The 16,722-nt window shown below is 44.3% G+C and carries 16 protein-coding genes and 1 tRNA gene; 5 read left to right on the top strand and 12 right to left on the bottom strand.

Features of this window, described 5'->3' with window-relative positions; genetic code table 11:
- The first annotated feature begins 240 nt into the window (after positions 1-240).
- Complete coding sequence (locus tag QXR61_05930; protein ID MEM3757481.1) at positions 241-1,071, top strand: hypothetical protein; 831 nt, start codon at positions 241-243, stop codon at positions 1,069-1,071.
- Here QXR61_05930 and QXR61_05925 read toward each other — a convergent pair.
- Positions 1,037-2,410 (bottom strand): RuvB-like domain-containing protein, encoded by a 1,374-nt coding sequence (locus QXR61_05925; protein MEM3757480.1) that lies wholly within the window; start codon positions 2,408-2,410, stop codon positions 1,037-1,039. The genes QXR61_05930 and QXR61_05925 overlap by 35 nt on opposite strands.
- Before the next feature lie 61 nt (positions 2,411-2,471).
- A complete protein-coding gene (gene thsB, locus QXR61_05920; protein ID MEM3757479.1) occupies positions 2,472-4,142 on the bottom strand; it encodes a thermosome subunit beta in 1,671 nt (556 codons plus the stop codon).
- A gap of 129 nt (positions 4,143-4,271) precedes the next feature.
- On the opposite strand from thsB, the gene QXR61_05915 reads away from it, so the two are divergent.
- Positions 4,272-4,700: a helix-turn-helix domain-containing protein gene (locus QXR61_05915; GenBank protein MEM3757478.1), complete on the top strand. Its 429-nt coding sequence runs from the start codon at positions 4,272-4,274 to the stop codon at positions 4,698-4,700.
- A 100-nt stretch (positions 4,701-4,800) separates the two neighbouring features.
- Here QXR61_05915 and nagA read toward each other — a convergent pair whose 3' ends face one another.
- From nagA to QXR61_05865, 10 genes are all read right to left on the bottom strand, one after another.
- Positions 4,801-5,943 (bottom strand): N-acetylglucosamine-6-phosphate deacetylase, encoded by a 1,143-nt coding sequence (nagA, locus tag QXR61_05910; protein MEM3757477.1) that lies wholly within the window; start codon positions 5,941-5,943, stop codon positions 4,801-4,803.
- 87 nt (positions 5,944-6,030) lie between these two features.
- On the bottom strand, positions 6,031-7,257 hold the full coding sequence (locus QXR61_05905) for a hypothetical protein (protein MEM3757476.1): 1,227 nt from the start codon (positions 7,255-7,257) through the stop codon (positions 6,031-6,033).
- A 46-nt stretch (positions 7,258-7,303) separates the two neighbouring features.
- Positions 7,304-9,916: a GH116 family glycosyl-hydrolase gene (locus QXR61_05900; protein ID MEM3757475.1), complete on the bottom strand. Its 2,613-nt coding sequence runs from the start codon at positions 9,914-9,916 to the stop codon at positions 7,304-7,306.
- Positions 9,917-10,009: 93 nt separating this feature from the next.
- Positions 10,010-10,357 carry a hypothetical protein gene (locus tag QXR61_05895; GenBank protein ID MEM3757474.1) on the bottom strand — a complete coding sequence of 116 codons (348 nt, stop codon included), beginning with the start codon at positions 10,355-10,357 and terminating at the stop codon, positions 10,010-10,012.
- Between the two features lie 119 nt (positions 10,358-10,476).
- A tRNA-Gln gene (locus QXR61_05890) sits at positions 10,477-10,608 on the bottom strand.
- A gap of 64 nt (positions 10,609-10,672) precedes the next feature.
- Positions 10,673-11,806, bottom strand: a complete 1,134-nt coding sequence (locus tag QXR61_05885; protein ID MEM3757473.1) for an AAA family ATPase — start codon at positions 11,804-11,806, stop codon at positions 10,673-10,675.
- 12 nt (positions 11,807-11,818) lie between these two features.
- The gene (locus tag QXR61_05880; protein MEM3757472.1) at positions 11,819-12,655 is read right to left on the bottom strand and encodes a hypothetical protein; all 837 of its coding nucleotides are present in this window, start codon (positions 12,653-12,655) and stop codon (positions 11,819-11,821) included.
- Positions 12,656-12,690: 35 nt separating this feature from the next.
- On the bottom strand, positions 12,691-13,359 hold the full coding sequence (locus QXR61_05875) for a PRC-barrel domain-containing protein (protein ID MEM3757471.1): 669 nt from the start codon (positions 13,357-13,359) through the stop codon (positions 12,691-12,693).
- A gap of 17 nt (positions 13,360-13,376) precedes the next feature.
- Entirely contained in the window at positions 13,377-14,021 is a 645-nt protein-coding gene (locus QXR61_05870; protein ID MEM3757470.1) for a Snf7 family protein, read from the bottom strand.
- Positions 14,022-14,359: 338 nt separating this feature from the next.
- Complete coding sequence (locus QXR61_05865; GenBank protein MEM3757469.1) at positions 14,360-14,653, bottom strand: hypothetical protein; 294 nt, start codon at positions 14,651-14,653, stop codon at positions 14,360-14,362.
- A gap of 85 nt (positions 14,654-14,738) precedes the next feature.
- Between QXR61_05865 and QXR61_05860 the strand changes: the two genes are divergently transcribed.
- From QXR61_05860 to QXR61_05850, 3 genes are all read left to right on the top strand, one after another.
- Positions 14,739-15,023, top strand: a complete 285-nt coding sequence (locus QXR61_05860; protein ID MEM3757468.1) for a transcriptional regulator — start codon at positions 14,739-14,741, stop codon at positions 15,021-15,023.
- 66 nt (positions 15,024-15,089) lie between these two features.
- Positions 15,090-15,335: an Lrp/AsnC family transcriptional regulator gene (locus tag QXR61_05855; protein ID MEM3757467.1), complete on the top strand. Its 246-nt coding sequence runs from the start codon at positions 15,090-15,092 to the stop codon at positions 15,333-15,335.
- A 95-nt stretch (positions 15,336-15,430) separates the two neighbouring features.
- Positions 15,431-16,708 (top strand): hydroxymethylglutaryl-CoA reductase, degradative, encoded by a 1,278-nt coding sequence (locus QXR61_05850; protein MEM3757466.1) that lies wholly within the window; start codon positions 15,431-15,433, stop codon positions 16,706-16,708.
- Positions 16,709-16,722: the final 14 nt, after the last annotated feature.

Genomic DNA, 16,722 nt, shown 5'->3' with positions numbered 1-16,722 from the left:
ATGTTTATGAGCCGCTCGCCGTCAAAAGGCAGATAATTAAGTCGGCTGTAGAGGCCGCGACAATGATACTGAAGATAGACGATGTAATAGCCGCAGGGAAAACAAAGATGCCGAAAACACCTAAGGAGTCTAAAGAGACCGAGAGCAAAGAATTTGACTAGAAAACCTCTTTAACCAAAAGCCTATTTTTTAATTAGAAACCAATATTTCCAATAAATCTTTTTTGATTTTATGTTCATTATGATGGTTCAAGGCAAAATTGAGATATGGATTTTGCCCGACAATCTTAGGGTAGCCTCTGAGAGGGCTGCACACATCCTTAAAAACTCTAAATACGAGGCTCTTTTTCTGGATATACGGCGCGAATTAAATGATTTAGTTGAGGATTTGGCGCTGGGGGCCCCATACGAGCATTTTATTGATGAGGCGAGGAGGCTGAATATTCTACGCGAACCTATATCTTCATGGGAGCATCAACTTAAGCCCATACTTTCAGCTTTAGGGGGTCTAAAAATCAGAAGCCCATGCGTGAAGATTTTCTGTTATAGAAGCCCGCGCTCTGAAGACTCGCTTATTAAGAGGGCTGAGAAAATAGCCCTGCTAACTCTTAGGATTAATTCCACGGGTAAAGTTGACGTCAAAGAATGGAGAGAAACAATATATGACTCTATAAGCGAGAGCGCATCATATATAGATGAGGCGGCGGAATACATACTTAGGATTTATCATGAAGAGAATCTTAGGGGAAAATCCACCATAATAATCTCGGATTTTTCGGGGAAAAACCTTTTAAAAAGGTTGAGGGACGCTGGCATAAGCGCCTCTTTACGCTACCTATTGCTTCCATATTATTTTACGCCACTTGAAACCCTGATCCGTGAAACCGCCGTTATGCTTAGAAAGGGATCAGATATAGGCGATGAAAGAATCATTACTCTCGCAAATCTACATGCGGATTACATTAGAAACTATATTCTTACAAGCAGTGATTATGACGAAGCCTATTTTCGATGGATAAAAGATAGAGTTTATGGGTCTAGTAGTACAGCATCTTTGCCTCATATTTTTTGAGGTGATCCACAGCCTGATTAACATCCATAAATAGTAGTTGTACTCTTTCAACGTCCTCAAGCGTGACGAAGTCACGTTTCATGCACCTAGCATTTTGAGCCGCTAGACTTAAGAGTTGAACAGCGTATCTAAGTGATGAGGCAGACCCTATCTCGGTCAGCCTTTCAAGGGCCGCTTCCTCCACTTTTATCTTCTCTTCGTTGGCTCTGATCTTCAATATCTCTTTTATGTCTTCTGCGCTATACTCGTGCGTCGCTATTATGACCGCCCTATCCAAGAGGTCTAGGGGGAAGCCCATTGGGCTTTTAACGTCTGTTCCACGTATCGTTGTTATACCGCGGTTCGTGGCAAGTATTATTATTGGAACTAGCTCGCTCTCTAGGGCTCTTCCAAGAAAGCTGAAGGCTTCCAAGTCCAGTAGATGGCTGTCGTCTATGAAGAGCACGCCTGGGTGTATGAATGCTCTGCCCTCATCAACCATTTTCTTAACCATCTCATCAACTGAGGCTCTAACTTCACTATCCATCTCTCTACTTTCGCTAAAACCGAAGAGTAATGAAAAGAAGCTGCCGCTTTTGCTTCTAGCATGCATCTTATCTAGGTCATCTAATGTTAAGGAGTAAACAAACTCTTTTTCCTTTAAAACTGGACCAGTAGGTCTAGGAACTTTTTCACGCGTATCAACCTCGTAAATCTTACCCTTACTGCTCTCCATGCTTAAACCTAGGTTTACAACTCTGCCTGTTTCAGCGTCAATTTGTATTACGCAGCCTTCAGTTATGCCCTGCGCAATTATTTGCTGCGCTATGGACGCGCCAGCTTCAATGGTTTTCTCCTCCTTCGTCGTTTTTAGAGTTAATTGCACGCTCTCTGGAACCCTCTGATATGGATTGTACGGGTGCGGTGCCGTTCTGATCTCTAGGCTTGTTATTTCGCCCTCATAGACTTTACGCATCTCATGTATCTCGACCCCTATGGCTTTACGCATAGCTTCAATTAAAACCTCAGTTTTCTTCCTCTCGCTACTATATATTTCGCTGCCGCTCATCTGTATAAATGGGACATTCGGCCCAAGCTCCTTCGCTATAGCCATAGCTATAGCTGTTTTCCCCGTTCCCGGAGGCCCTGCTAAAATAATTGTTCTACCGCTCAGTTTACCCTCCTTAATCATCTGAACTATTAGGCCAGCGGCCTCACGGGCTTTTTCCTGCCCAACCATACCGTCTTTAATTTTGACAGCCCGAAGATTTTCATCTAAACCTAAACCTTTAATGTGGGTATGGGCACCTATCCTCTCAAAACGCTGGAGCCCAGTAGGTATCTCATGTATGTCAGCCATATACGACACCTATAAAAACTAAAAATTGAGGGAAGTTATGAAGCCAAAAATTTAGGGAATTCTAGTCAAACTCCGAGGTTTTACTCTCCTCTTCCTCTTCTCTCTTCTCAGCGCCTTTGCCTTTCTCCTCTTCCTTAGGCTTAGCGGCAGCAATCACGTCGTCTATCCTAAGTATCATCGAGGCGGCTTCAGCCGCAGATTTGATCGCCTGCTCTTTAACTACGAGCGGCTCTATGACGCCCTTCTCATACATATTTACAACCTTACCGCTGAACACGTCCACGCCGTAAGCATATCCATCTATCTTTTCATGGGCAGCTCTTAGCTCAACCATCACATCAATCGGCTCTAGGCCAGCATTCTCAGCTAGAGTCTTCGGAATTATCTCTAATGCTTCGGCAAAGGCCTCTATGGCCAGCTGCTCCCTGCCCCCGATCTGGGCCGCATACTTGCGCAGCTCCTTAGCAACCTCAGCCTCCGCCGCGCCTCCGCCTGGAACAATCTTATTCTTCTCTATTACGTCGGATACAACTGAGAGCGCGTCATGCATTGCCCGTTCGGCTTCATCAACCATACGCTCTAAGCCAGCGCGTATAAGTATTGATACTGAGCGCGGATCCTTACAGCCCTCGACGAAAACCATCTTGTCCTCGCCTATCTTACGCTCCTCAACCAGCTCAGCGTACCCGAGGTCTTCTGGCTTAAGGTCCTCCAGGTTCGTGACTACGCGTCCGCCAGTAGCCTTAGCCAGCTTCTCCATATCGGATTCTTTAGCCCTTCTAACTGCCAGTATGCCCTCTTTAGCTAGGAAGTGCTGAGCCATATCGTCTATGCCCTTCTGGCATATAACCACGTTCGCTCCAGCCTTCTTGATCTTGTCAACCATCTCCTTAAGCATCTGCGTCTCCTTATCTAGGAAAGCCTTCATCTGTAACGGGTCTCTTATTCTAATCTCAGCGCTAAACTCGGTCTTCTCGATTTCAAGCGGGCAGTTGAGTAGGGCTATCCTAGCCTTCTCGACGCGTTTAGGCATGCCAGCGTGAACAACCTCCTTATCAAGGATTATACCCTTGACAAGCTCCGTGTCATGTAGGCTTTTGCCTTCCTTCTTTATTATCTGGATATTATCGATGTCTGCAACCCAGCCTTCGTCTCTTTTCTCAGCTATCTGCTTAACGGCTTCAATTGCTATGTCGGCAAGGCGATCTCTCGCTGTCCCAACAGCTTTACTACCCATGGATGTTAAAGCAACTTTCTTTAATGTCTCCTTATCGTCTACATCAACAGTCTTGCTTATCTTGTCGAGAACTTCTACAGCTTTTTGAGCCGCTTTTCGATAGCCGCTGACAACAACTGTGGGATGAATGTTCTGGTCGAGGAGCTCTTCGGCCTTCTTAAGGAGCTCGCCGGCAAGAACAACAACTGTTGTTGTTCCGTCACCAACCATGTCGTCCTGAGCCTTAGCAACCTCAACCATCATCTTGGCGGCTGGATGCTCAACCTCAATCTCTTTTAGGATAGCCGCACCATCATTCGTTATCGTTATGTCTCCTAGGCTGTCAACAAGCATCTTATCCATGCCGCGTGGACCCAACGTTGTTCTAACGGCTTCCGCAATAACCCTAGCAGCCATAATGTTGTTTCGTTGAGCCTCTCTTCCGCGACTTCTTGCTGTGCCCTCCTTCAATATTAAGACCGGCTGACCGGACGCTGTTTGAGCCAGATACGCCATACATGTTTCCCCCTTTATACCTAGTAGATCTTGTATTTATTAACTAAGGTCGAAAAATATAAGTTTTACTAAAACTAAAAATTGTAAACAAGAAGACTTAAAATTAATTTAGAGGAGAAAATAGTTAACATGTCACTAGAGGAATCTGCCCTTGCAGAATATAAAATACTGGCTATACGCCCGCTACCAAAAATAGATCCGGAAAGAGATCTAGAGTGGTTATGTAGGAGTTTAGGCTTCTTAGAGCACAGGGATAAAAAGAAAACGGCATTTCGGATACTGAGATTATTGCTTGAAGCCGCGCGAGAAAATAAAGGGCTTACGAGCGATGAGCTCGCTGAAAGGCTATACTTAACTAGGGGAACAATGGTGCATCACTTAAACAAGATGATTAGAAGCGGGCTTGTAATATATCATGAGGGAACATACAAGTTGAGGGGTAGGAGCCTGAAGACAACGATTGAAGAGGCGCATCGTGATATAAATCGAATCTTCGAAAATCTCTATAGGGTCGCCGAATCGATAGACAAGGCATTCAACCTATTATCTAGAAGCTAAGCCTCAGACCTTTTAACAAAGCGCGAAAAGATATCCGTCTTTCGAAAGGTGGTGGGCGAAAAATTAGTCCATTAAGTTGCTCGGAGTTAAATGATACTCTTTAATCGCTCTCATATATTTCTCCATTAAAATATATTTCTTCGATTTCCAGCTGCTTATTCAGTATCAGCAGGTCTGCCCTACAACCCCTAGCGATTCTACCCACACCTTTAATGCCCATAGCATCGCATGGCGTAGAAGTAGCCATTCTAAAAGCATCATTTAAAGGTAACCCCATCTTCACGACGTTTCGTACAGCGTTCATTAGCATCAAAGTGCTCCCAGCTAAAACGCCTTCCTCGGTTCTCGCCACACCATCCCTTATTATAACTTTACTGGGCCCAAGCATATATACGCCGTTCGGCAAACCTGCCCCAGGCGTAGCATCGCTCACTAGAATGGTTCTGCTTGGACTCTTACATCTTATCGTGAGGGCTACTGTTGCCGGATGCAGGTGAACAAAGTCAACTATTATTTCAGCGTAGACATCCGTGGTTAATGCTGCGCCTATTATTCCCGGTTCGCGGTGATGATAACCCCGCATACCGTTAAATAGATGCGTTATAATGTTTGCACCAGCCTTAATCGCGCCTAATGTCTGCTCATAGGTTGCGTCAGTATGCCCAAGTGAGACTTTAACCCCAAACTTTTCTATGACCGCTCTAATAAAGTCTATTCCATTATCAACTTCAGGAGCAACAGTTACTCTCTTTACGAGCTTTCCGCTCGCATCATAAAACCTTTCAAACTCTTCTAGAGAAGGCTTACGGATATGCTCCTTAGACTGCGCCCCACTTCTCTCCGGGTTAAGATACGGGCCCTCTAAATGAACCCCCAAAATCCTCGAACCGCTATGAAAACCTGATGCTTCATGAATATTTCTGAGAGCATTCTCTATTCTATCGGTGGAGTCGGTAACCGTAGACGGCACATAAGATGTTACGCCAGTCATAAGCAGCTTTCTGGAGAAATCAAGGATTTCCTTAGTGGTTGAATACGTTAGGTCTATGCCGAAGCCACCGTGAACATGTATGTCCACTAAGCCGGGAGCTAAGATACAGTCATCGTACCTGCGTACCTCGCTTAAACCCTCAGGCCTATACCTAGAAAACCCAACTATTTTCTCCTTCTCTATCAAGACATATGCTTCTTTAAGCATCCTGTATGGAGTTAAAACGACGTCGGTTTTTATTGCAAACATCATATAAAAAGCGGTTTTCTTACTATATATGTTCTTCTAAAAAGAAAAAGAGCGAGTTAAGACGCTCCTTCTTTACATGAGCTCCTAAGCTTATTTGCGCTGAATTTCTCTAGGGGCTTCTGGGTTTCCGGGTCCAAAATGCTTCAGGATTACCATGTTTTCGCTTAGGCTTTCGTTAATTATTTCTACACCGTCTTTAGCTGCTTCAACCGTCACAAATAATTCATCGTTAGTTGTGTCGCCATACCTTATCATTATCGGCGCTTCCACCTTAAAGCCGCCTATTTTTCCATAACCCTGTATAACAATGAGCCCATAAGCCGCTTTATCGTAGACCTTCACGCGTCTACTCGGATAAACAATTAGCTCCTTTGCGCTGAATTCTTCAGACCCATAGACCACCCATCTTTCTTCATAACCTGTCTCCTTCGATTCTTCTAGACTCATGGATGGAATTGGCTCGATATAGTGGTGTTTCTTAAACTCCGGATCTAAATTTTCCCTCCAATCTATCATATCAACGATGTAATCTAAGTCCTGATGATACTCTTTAGGAACATCCTTAACGAGCAGATCCCAAGATATAGGCTTATCCTCCAGCATAGACTGATATATAGCTGCGACATCCGAAGCCTTTTGCACCTCATACGTCACAAAAGTGCCGGGGGCATGGAGAACGCCAGCTGGAACAAGCCACCCGGTTCCAGGTTTAAGCTTATACGCCTTAGAGAAATATAATATTCCATTATCGCCAGCATTCCATCTTCTAAGGCATTCCTTAATATCTTCTCTTGACGTACCTGGCTCTAAACCGAAAAAGGTGTATGGAAACTTTCCCTCAATAATATTAAGCTGCGGTGGAAAATAGTAGGCTTCCGGCTTGGGAAGCCTATCAACCCTACGCGCATGCTCCTCCATCTGATGTAAATGTAGTGGTATTGGACAGGAGTTATCGAAAAACTTCGTTAAAACCATCCAGCCACCATACTTTCGCATAACATCTCTTCCAAGGAACCTATCGCCTAAAACATCGATAGCGTCCTTAAGAAGCACCTTGCTTATTTTTGAGCCTTCTTGAAAAACAATATAGCTTAAGCCTTCGTCTTCAGGCGCGCCTGGATTGTCAGCTTTAGTTGTAGATGCAAGCCACCTCTCATCAATTCCGCCCCTCTCAACCCCTAAAGCATAAACATCACTTGGAGCCAGCTTAAGGCGTCTCCCCGGAGTCAGAAAGGCTCTTGGAACCCATGCTGGAGCTAGCCTAACTATTCCGTTACCGCTTTCAAGAGCACTTAAAACCGTTTTTTCAATGTTCATGCAGCAATCACCCAAAATAAAATCTTAATAATGAGGTAAAAAGACTTTATGTTGAAACCGTTAAGCTCGCTTCCCTCTCCAGAGAAATCGGCTCAATGAAAAATATTTTGTTTTCATGCTGCTCATACCTAACTTCCTTTCCATCGACAATTATGGACGCTATTTTCTTGCCTCCCAGAAATGGTAAACTAAGAGTTTTAATCTTAAGGCTTCCATATTTCACAGTTAACGATACTTTTTCAGGCTCTATTTGGAATATTCCCCAACCAGTTCCAGCCGACCAGAAGCATTTAAACTCCCCATTCTGTATTCTCGGTGGATTAAACTCTACTTCGCCTTTCGTCATATCGATTTTAAATCCGCTGAGGGCTAATAGAAGCGCGTATGATGACATAGACCGCGAGTAGTTGCTTCCACACTCTATCTCGTTCCATGGATTTCTCTTCTCGCCATTATATCTATCCCTTACAGCTTTAACTATCTCTAGTCCCTCATCAATTAACCCTTCCTGAATCATATGCGATGCAACAGCATATTCTGTTCCGCACCATGTTTCCTCAGCATATGGAACCGGTATGATCGGCTTCCCTTTTCCATTGGGCCACTCGCATACTACCACTCCAGCCTCATCGTTTAGGCTGAATATTCTGCATGGGTTGAAGTGTTTGCGCATGCTTCTCTTGAAATTGTACCTATATATTGACTTTAATGCGCTCTTAACTTTCTCACTATCAAATATTTCGCCCAACCCGCATATGTTGGCGTGCCATTGAGCCAAAACTTGATCAATCTCGCATCCTTCACCAATTTGATATTTTATCTCCTTGTGTTCATCATTCCAGTAAATGCTCACAACGTTTGGATCAGTAGAACTATATTCTTCTAGAATTGATTTATCCTTGAGGTCTATGATCTGATGGAAGTATTCGCCGTTAAATAGGTTTTCTTCAACCCAACGTTTACCCTTATTAAATATCTCCATGTATTCTTTGGCTTTCTCAACCTCACCCAAATACCCAGCCATCTCGGCTCCAGCCTTTAAGGCTGCAAGATACATTCCCGTCAACCAAGAGTTCGGTCCGAAGAGCTCCACATCAAGCGTGTTGTGCTGCCGACCTTCAAGGACGCCGTCTTTATTGGGATCCCATTTATCCTCATTAGACTCAGCCCACACATATTCAATGGACTTCTTTATCGATTGCCAATTCGCTTTAAGCCATTCATCGTCCCCCGTGAGCTTCCAGTAAGCATAAGCTCTAATCACGCCGCCGAACTGCCCATCTACCGCGGCGTGAGGGAACTCCCATTGCCCTCGCCCCAAAGGCAGCTGAAGCCGAAAACTTATACGTCCATCTTCCCGCATATCGTATTTATAGTGTAGATCCCACATGGATCTATCGAGTTTTGGAAATAGGAAGAGGGGCGCATAGGCGTAACTCCACACATGCATACAGCTTCCTTCGCAGCAACCGGAGCTTGTATGGCAGCCTTCAAAACCATAGAGGGAACCGTCCTCTAAGCGCAGAACCGTAGGAGACTTAAGAATCGAAATATTCGCTGAGACCGCGTCTAAAACAAAGGGCGGCAAAGTTGACGCGAACAAGATGTCTCTAAAGGTGGCCGTCTCCTCATAGAGGCGATCCCAGTTCTTTAAGCAGTATATGGCTGTTTCAACGGAGTCTTTGAAGATCCTTGCGTAATAATTCTTCCATATGGTTGGTCTCTCAGTTTTCTCCGGGTTCCAATAATTATAGCAGTTCGGAAAGTTCCACGCTATTATAAACCTAGCCTTACCAGATCCCCTAGCCTTAACCTTTAAATGAACCGCGAGGGACGCGTGATCCCGGATTCCTTTCTGCGTAGACTGATATGAGCGGTTCTTAAGTTTACCGGGAGCGGTTAGATCTTTCCAATAGACTTGGAGGCTGTCGAACCATCCTCCCCTGAACCAATATTCCTGATAACTGATGTCTGAAGCGTCAGTTGCTATGGTTAAGTCGCCATACTCAGGATCATTTTCAGAGGGCTTTGTTGAAAACATTCTTATGAGGTGATATTCGCCGTTCCTCTCATACTTGTTGATTGTTGCGCCATCTGGAAGAGGGTTCTGAACAGATAAACATATTGTGTAAGTTATCTCGCAATCGGCCGTATTCTCAACATTTATCTCGAAAAAAGCTGCCGGTATACTTGAATCTAAATCATTAAGCGGAATGAAGGGGTTGAAAGCCGTCATCCTAACCTTTCCCGGAAAATCTTCGTCGATAAACCTTATTTCGGCTATCGGGTAAGTCCCCACAAATTCCGAGCCTCTAAAATGTGGCAGCCCAGCCATATAGCCTCTTGGTGGGCCGAAGCCGAAGGATTGGAAACGCTCATGGCTAAACTCACCTGTGTAGGGAGGAGGTAGATCACTATTTAAAACTCGCGCATCTAGAATTTTACCCTCATGTTCAGCTTTGATTGCGAAATGTGAGAAACCATTTACGCTTCCCTTGTTTGGCCTATTAAAGATTTCCCAGTCTATTAGTCTGCCGTTACCGGCCAATCCTATTGAGCCGGTTCCAATGCCGCCGATAGGAAAAGATATCTCTCTAGTTCTGTCCCCTCTATAAGTGAAGTATTCTAAAAACTGTTTAGAAGAACCTTTTAAGCTCAAAGGTGCTTCCTCCTAATCTTTACTCGTTACGCTGCTTTAACTAAGAACACCTTTTAGGTTTAAAAGAGTAACTGTGTGAAGAAGGAATCTTCCCTATATTTCTTTGCGGAGCTTCGGCAGCAAATATGATAATATAAAGCCCAGTGTTAGAAAAGCGATTATTAGCGCTGCGAAGATCATAAGAATCAATGCGCGGCTCACAAGATATCCATAGATAACTGTTCCGAGGGAAACCGCCGAGAAGGCTATTTCGGCATAGCGCTTAACCTTTAAATCGCTCACCACACAATTTGTTAGGAAGAGGGAGAACGCGCCGAGAGCGATCGATAAACCAATTATTATTATGACAAATTCATTATCAATAAGACCACTCATTATCCATAAAAGCCCAAGAACAATTAAGAGGATCGCTTGAATCAAGGAGCGTCTATTTTCTCTCATGAACCATCCCGTAAAATTTAGATGGATTAGAATATATTAGCGTTTTTGTTACGGCATCCTGAATTAGCGGAGAGCGTTAAGGCGGCATCTAAAAATTAGAAATATGTGGTTGCTGGTAGTGGTAGCCCGGGGGAGATTCGAACTCCCGTCAGCGGGTTTCCTCGGCAAGACCTGTTATATCCTGAATAAAAATCCCCTTTATTGCGCTTGCCTCCAAAGCCCGCTATGCTTGTCCACTACACCACCGGGCTTCATAAATAACCAATCAGAAACCCAGTAATAACTTTAACGCTCAAATATTGCTCGGAGACCTTTTTATAGGGCTTTAAACTCGTTAAACCATTTCTCGTATTGAACCAGCATATCTTTAGACACGCTTGGTTTTCTCATCTTTAGAACGTCTAGGAAATCTTTCATAGATATCGGCCTAGGTTCAGCCTTACTATAATCTACGCAGTTTTCAAATATTTCACTGTTTACTTTGAGTTGAACTGACTGACAAACATCCATAATATCGCTTCCAGAAAAACCTTCGGTGAGAAGCGCCAGCCTCTCTAAGTCCACATCAGACGCCAATTTCAGAGGCTTCGTGTAGAGCTTGAAGGTTTCTAGACGCTGCTTATAGTCTGGGGGAGGCACATAAATCCTTTTTTGAAACCTCCTTATAAATGGGGGATCCAGATCCCAGGGTTTATTCGTCGCGCCGATAACGTAAACTTTAAGCGGATTTTTCTTGTCTAATATGCCGTCCATCTCCTTGAGAAATTGATTTCTAACCCTTATCTCGCCGCCAACCTCAAACCGCCGAGCCCCTATCAACGAATCGATCTCATCAATAAAGATTATCACTGACGAGGTGTTTGCCTCCCTCCTAGCTAGATTGAATAGCCTAGCAACATTCTGTTCAGCTTCACCAAGCCACTTGGACATTATGCACGCCGCATCAACAGGTATGAATTTAGCGCTAATCTCGTTCGCAACAGCTGCGGCTAAAAGCGTCTTCCCACATCCAGGAGGCCCGAAAAGCAAGATCCCTCTAGGCCAACCAAGTGGGAATAGGTCTGGCCTAAGTGATGGATAAACTATGGCTTCTCTAATCGCCCTTTTCGCGTCCTCAAGCCCAACCACATCGTCCCAAGTGACTTTGGGCGGCTCCCTTATAATGAGATCTTCGAAGCGTGTTCTTCCTTCGCCGGTGTCTTCGGCTGTTGCTGGACTTAAGTGTAGGGAGGACTTGAGCGCAGCAACTCTTCTTTTATATGCCTCAGCCCTCTGCAGATATATTTTGTTCAGCTCGCAGCTTGGATTTATCTTCGCTATTTTCAGCAAGCTATCTATGGCCTTTTGATAAGCCTCGATAGCCATCTCCTTCTTACCCTGTCGATCAAGCATCACCGCCTGCTCAGCGTATTTTAGCGCCAGCTGCTCCAGCTCCTGAGCTGCGCTCATGTCTCCCTACACCTATTCGATTTTTATCTTACCTTTCTTGCTTAAAGATTCGAGAACAGCCATTATTTTGGTGGGAGACATGTTCAGTTCCTTTGCGCATTTTGAAATGTTCATCTCACCATTGTTCCGTTCAATATAATCCAAGATTATTTCTTCAGCTAAAACGTTTGATGAGCCTTCTCTCTCGCCAATTATTGAGCCGTCTGCATTAACATAGAATTCTGAGCCGTCGACTGCTAGAGCTATGCGAGGCTTAATAGCCACCTCATCAGGCGGTTCAGGAATAGAGATCTCTCTAGGAGGCTCAGGAATCTTCTTTTCAACTTCCTGCCTAAGGAAGTCCGACGCCTCCTTCAGTATGGCCTCTGTGGCTTCATCCTTAACTACTATAGGCTCCGACACCCTTAAGTTCATCTCAGTCGTTACAATCAAATCATTTATAGAACTCATCAGGTTGTTTAGTTCTGGCGTTAGCGACGGCATTACCTTAGCGATATCTCCAAGCGCGCTTTTAACCTCACTGAACACTCCTTTAATATCTTCTAGGGTTGGAGTTACAGCCTTGAGCGTTTCAAGCCGCAGTATAGCTTTCTCAACGGATATCTGAACCCCTTGCACAAAGCCCATAATCTTTCTTACTTCAGCAATCTCATTAGCGTAAATTATAGCTCTGTTTTTCATCCCTTTGCTCAGGTATGAGGTGCACTCCTCAAATAGCTCCCTGTCTCTTTTAGCCAGCTTCAAGTATGCAAGCTCAAGCCTAGAATAATATTTCCCAAGCTCGCTAATCGCCTCCAGCAGGATTTCGTTTAGAGGTTTCCTGTTCTTCCCAAAAATATCCTTAATCATCGGAGAACACCTGCAATATCTACGCGTATTAGCGATTACTCATTAGTTATACGTACATTTACCACCGGCTTTTGATCAACATACTTATCTGCCGCGACGCTAACATCGGCTCGAACGGAGAGACCGGAAACCTTTTCCTTAGTCTTTAATAAACTCATCTTCCTATACGATGCATATTTTATCTCTCTGAGAATTGATAGGAGAGATTGCCGGAACACGTCGTCCCTTACATTGCCTATACCGTGCTCCATCTCAAGGAAAGTTCTGGCTAAATGAAGCATCCTAATAATGTTTTCTTGAGACTGAATCTGCCGCTCTATGTCGCCTAGAACGCCTTGAACTTTAACCCTCATATCATCTATAGACTTATCAAATTCAGCACTCAAGCTCTCGTAGATTTCGGGCAATATCTCCTTATTCCTAAAGAGGGATTCAAGAATCTCACGCTTCTTTAATAGGACTGGAAGTTTCTCGCAAATCTCCTCAACCCGCCTATCAATCTCTGAAACAAGGAGAACATCGTCCTGTCCAGCCTTAAGCCTCTCAACCGGATATTTAATTATCTCCTCACCCTTATTTTCAACCAGGACCTCCCTAACTTCACCTGAAGAATCTATTACAAAAGACACTATTTTGCCAATTTCCCTGCCGCTATCATCCTTTAAACTTCTACCAATTAAAGTTGCGAAAATATTCGTCTGCAAAACATACACCTCCTAAATTATTCTGAGAAACCTGAGTCTTCGCCAGCCTCCTCCGCTGATTTCAGTGAAGGTAAATCCGGGAACTTTTCCCTCATCCTTTGCTCAGCTATAACAGCTGCTTCATTAAGGATTTTTTGAGCGTCGTCGCTGGCAACCTCAAAGTTAGGTGTCACCCCAGTGACCTCACCGGCCTCAATTATTAGATCGTTTAGCATTGCTCCTATCTGCCCGATTTCTTTCTCAGCGTTCGGTAGCAACCCACTTAACCCTACGCTGACGCTCTGCAAAACCTGTGTGGCCGGAGTTAGAGCTGACATAACGTTGCCGAGCTGAGTTACTGTTTTAAGCCTTAATGCAACCCTCTCTAATGCTAGCTCGGCATTCATCATGAAGTTAGCCATCTTTCTTAATTCAGCGAGCTCATTTGCTAGCACGTGAGCACGCTGAATCTGATGCCTAGAATACGCTTCAACAATCTTTGAGAATAGATATTTGTCTCTCTCACTCAACCGATTTAACGTGCCTTCAATATACTGGATTTGGGCTTCAATGCGCTTAATGGCCAGCTCAATCTTAGTCCTTAAGGGCTCAGATGGCTTGAGCATAGCTTTAAGCCCTTTCTGCTCGCCCTCCTCCCATTTTTTAGCGAACTTCGATGACATATCCTCCACCATTCAACGCTAAATAAACGGGCTTAGCAAGTAGAAGTTTAAATTTGTTAATACGCTTAGAATATCAAAGCATATATATGCCTAATACAACGCTGCATAATCTGCAAGAACCAATTTTACTCTTCAAGTGTAAAATCCAATAAGAAGCCACCTGCTATTTACAGGAAGCATAATATAATTTAAGCACGCTCACTAGAAAACTTTATTCATCAAAATAGGCTCGTATATTTTGCCTAAAAATCGATAAAAATTAGGTTTAAGCGCACCCACACTATTTTATCGTTTTTCTTGAGCCTTAATTTTGAACGCTAGTACCTTGTTCAGATACCCTACCAAAAAACTGTGCTTGCTGGTTTACCAGAGAGAACCGCTTCTGTTTCGTCGGGTTCAAGCGTTTTTCTTACGCCAAGCTTATAGTGCCAATCGTATAAGCAGTACCGGACAATTTTTATCCGTTTTCCTCTCAAGTTTTCCGGCAAAACCTCATTGGGAGTACGCTTTGAAAAACCAGTTAGCTCAATGGTGAAGATGCATTTCTCCCACTTTTCACCCTCCTCATCAGTCATGTATTCGCCAGTCCGCTCAATATCTACAACAATCCCCTGCAATTTTCTAATGCTCATCACAACCACCGCTCTTAAACAGTGAAATTTAATTACTTTTATTAATGGTCATAAGCCCTAAAAATAATTTTTGGAGATGATCTGTATGCGTGACGTGGTTTGGGGAATCCTACTGATGGTGTTAAGCGTGGTGACAATGATAGTGTATTTCTGGGCGCTGTTTTTATCGCCATCTAACATGGAGTTTCTGGGGCACTCTATAAGCGAGTGGGCAGTAATTATACCCGTACTAATATTCGTTTACTTATTCCTCTTCGTTATAGCGTGGATAGGGTGGGCTATGGCTACAACGCCGCCAACCCTACCACTACTTAAAGAGAACCTTAAAGGCGACGACACCCACAGAGAAGACGCGGGAGACAATAAGTAGCACACTTTATTAACTAAGGAAAAATAATTCTTCTTGAAGAGTGATCTCATGGTGGAGAAAATTAGTTTGGAGGATGAAGAAGGGGTTGTAAAGGGACCGCACCACTACCTAGTTAAGAAACGCTCTCTGGATGATATTGAGCGCGAAATATACAGCGTTCTGATGGAACATGGATCGATGCCTCTCTCAGAAATTTGGAGGAGACTTGATTGCCATTTATGGGAGGCATCAGCCGCGCTAATGAGGCTGAAGAGGAAGGGTTTGGTGGAGGAAACCGATGTGACGCCGGAAGCGTACAGGAAAAGGGGTTAAAGTTGTTTTCTAAATTGCACAACGCATTTTAAGGTTTTAACAACATATTATGGCTTAGAGAACAATAGGTTGGGAAGAGGAAAAGGAGGGTTTTGTTGAGCTCATCTGCAATTTCAGGATTCTATAAACTGAGTATTGATGAGAGACTTAAGCTGGTTAAAGAGTTTTCTGGCTTAACCGATGAGGAGGTTAATATGCTTAAGGCGACGGGCGCATTAAGCCTAGATTTAGCCGACCGAATGATTGAGAACGTTATAGGGGTTTTTCCGATGCCTATGGGAATAGCGGTAAACTTTCTAATTAATGGCAAGGATTACCTGATACCCATGGTCATCGAGGAAACCTCTGTTGTAGCGGCTGCAAGCCATGGTGCCAAGATGACGAGAAGTAAAGGTGGAATATTCGCGACCAGTACTGAGCCAATAATGATTGGGCAGATACAAGCCGTAAAGATTAAAGATCCATATAGGGCTAGAATGGCAATTCTAGAGGCTAAGGAAGATATTTTGGAGAAAGCTAATGAGCAGGATCCGATGCTGGTTTCCGTTGGCGGCGGAGCGAAAGACCTAAGGGTTAAGGTTATAGATACGTTTAGGGGGCCGATGGTTATAACGGAGCTGCTCGTAGATTGTAGAGACGCCATGGGCGCAAACGCCGTTAACACTATGTGTGAGGCTGTAGCGCCATTAATAGCGCATATAACTGGCGGAAAAGTGCTTCTTCGCATAATCTCAAACCTTGCAACCGAGAGGCTTGCAAGGGCGTGGGCTATTGTTGACAAAAATGCTGTTGGAGGAGAAGAGGTTGTCGACGGTATAATTGACGCTTATGCTTTTGCCGCAGCCGACCCTTATAGGGCTGCGACACACAATAAGGGCATATTAAATGGTATAATTGCCGTTGCGCTGGCAACATGCAACGATCATAGGGCTATTGAGGCTGGCGCACATGCATATGCCGCTAGGTTTGGACGCTATATGCCGCTCTCGGTTTGGGAGAAGAATGAGGATGGTGACCTGGTCGGCTCAATAGAGATGCCTATGGCTGTCGGGATAATTGGCGGGGCGACAAAGGTGCATCCAATATCTAAGATAGCCTTAAAGATCTTGGGCGTTAAATCCGCCCGCGAACTAGCTGAAGTTATGGTGGCGGTCGGCTTGGCCCAGAACCTCGCCGCCTTAAGGGCTCTTGCATCCGAAGGCATACAGAGGGGGCATATGGAACTACATGCGAGGAATATAGCGATTATGGCTGGAGCTACCGGGGAATTAATAGACATTATAGCTGAGCGGATGGTTAAAGAAAGGAGGATTAGGATGGATAGGGCGAAGGAACTCCTCGAAGAATATAGGAGGAAGCATACTGAAGGCTAGACGCGATTATTTCA

Source organism: Candidatus Bathyarchaeia archaeon, from assembly GCA_038882715.1.
GTDB lineage: Archaea > Thermoproteota > Bathyarchaeia > Bathyarchaeales > DTEX01 > DTEX01.
The sequence above is the reverse complement of the archived record's forward strand: the minus strand, read 5'-3'. Positions and strand labels throughout refer to the sequence as shown.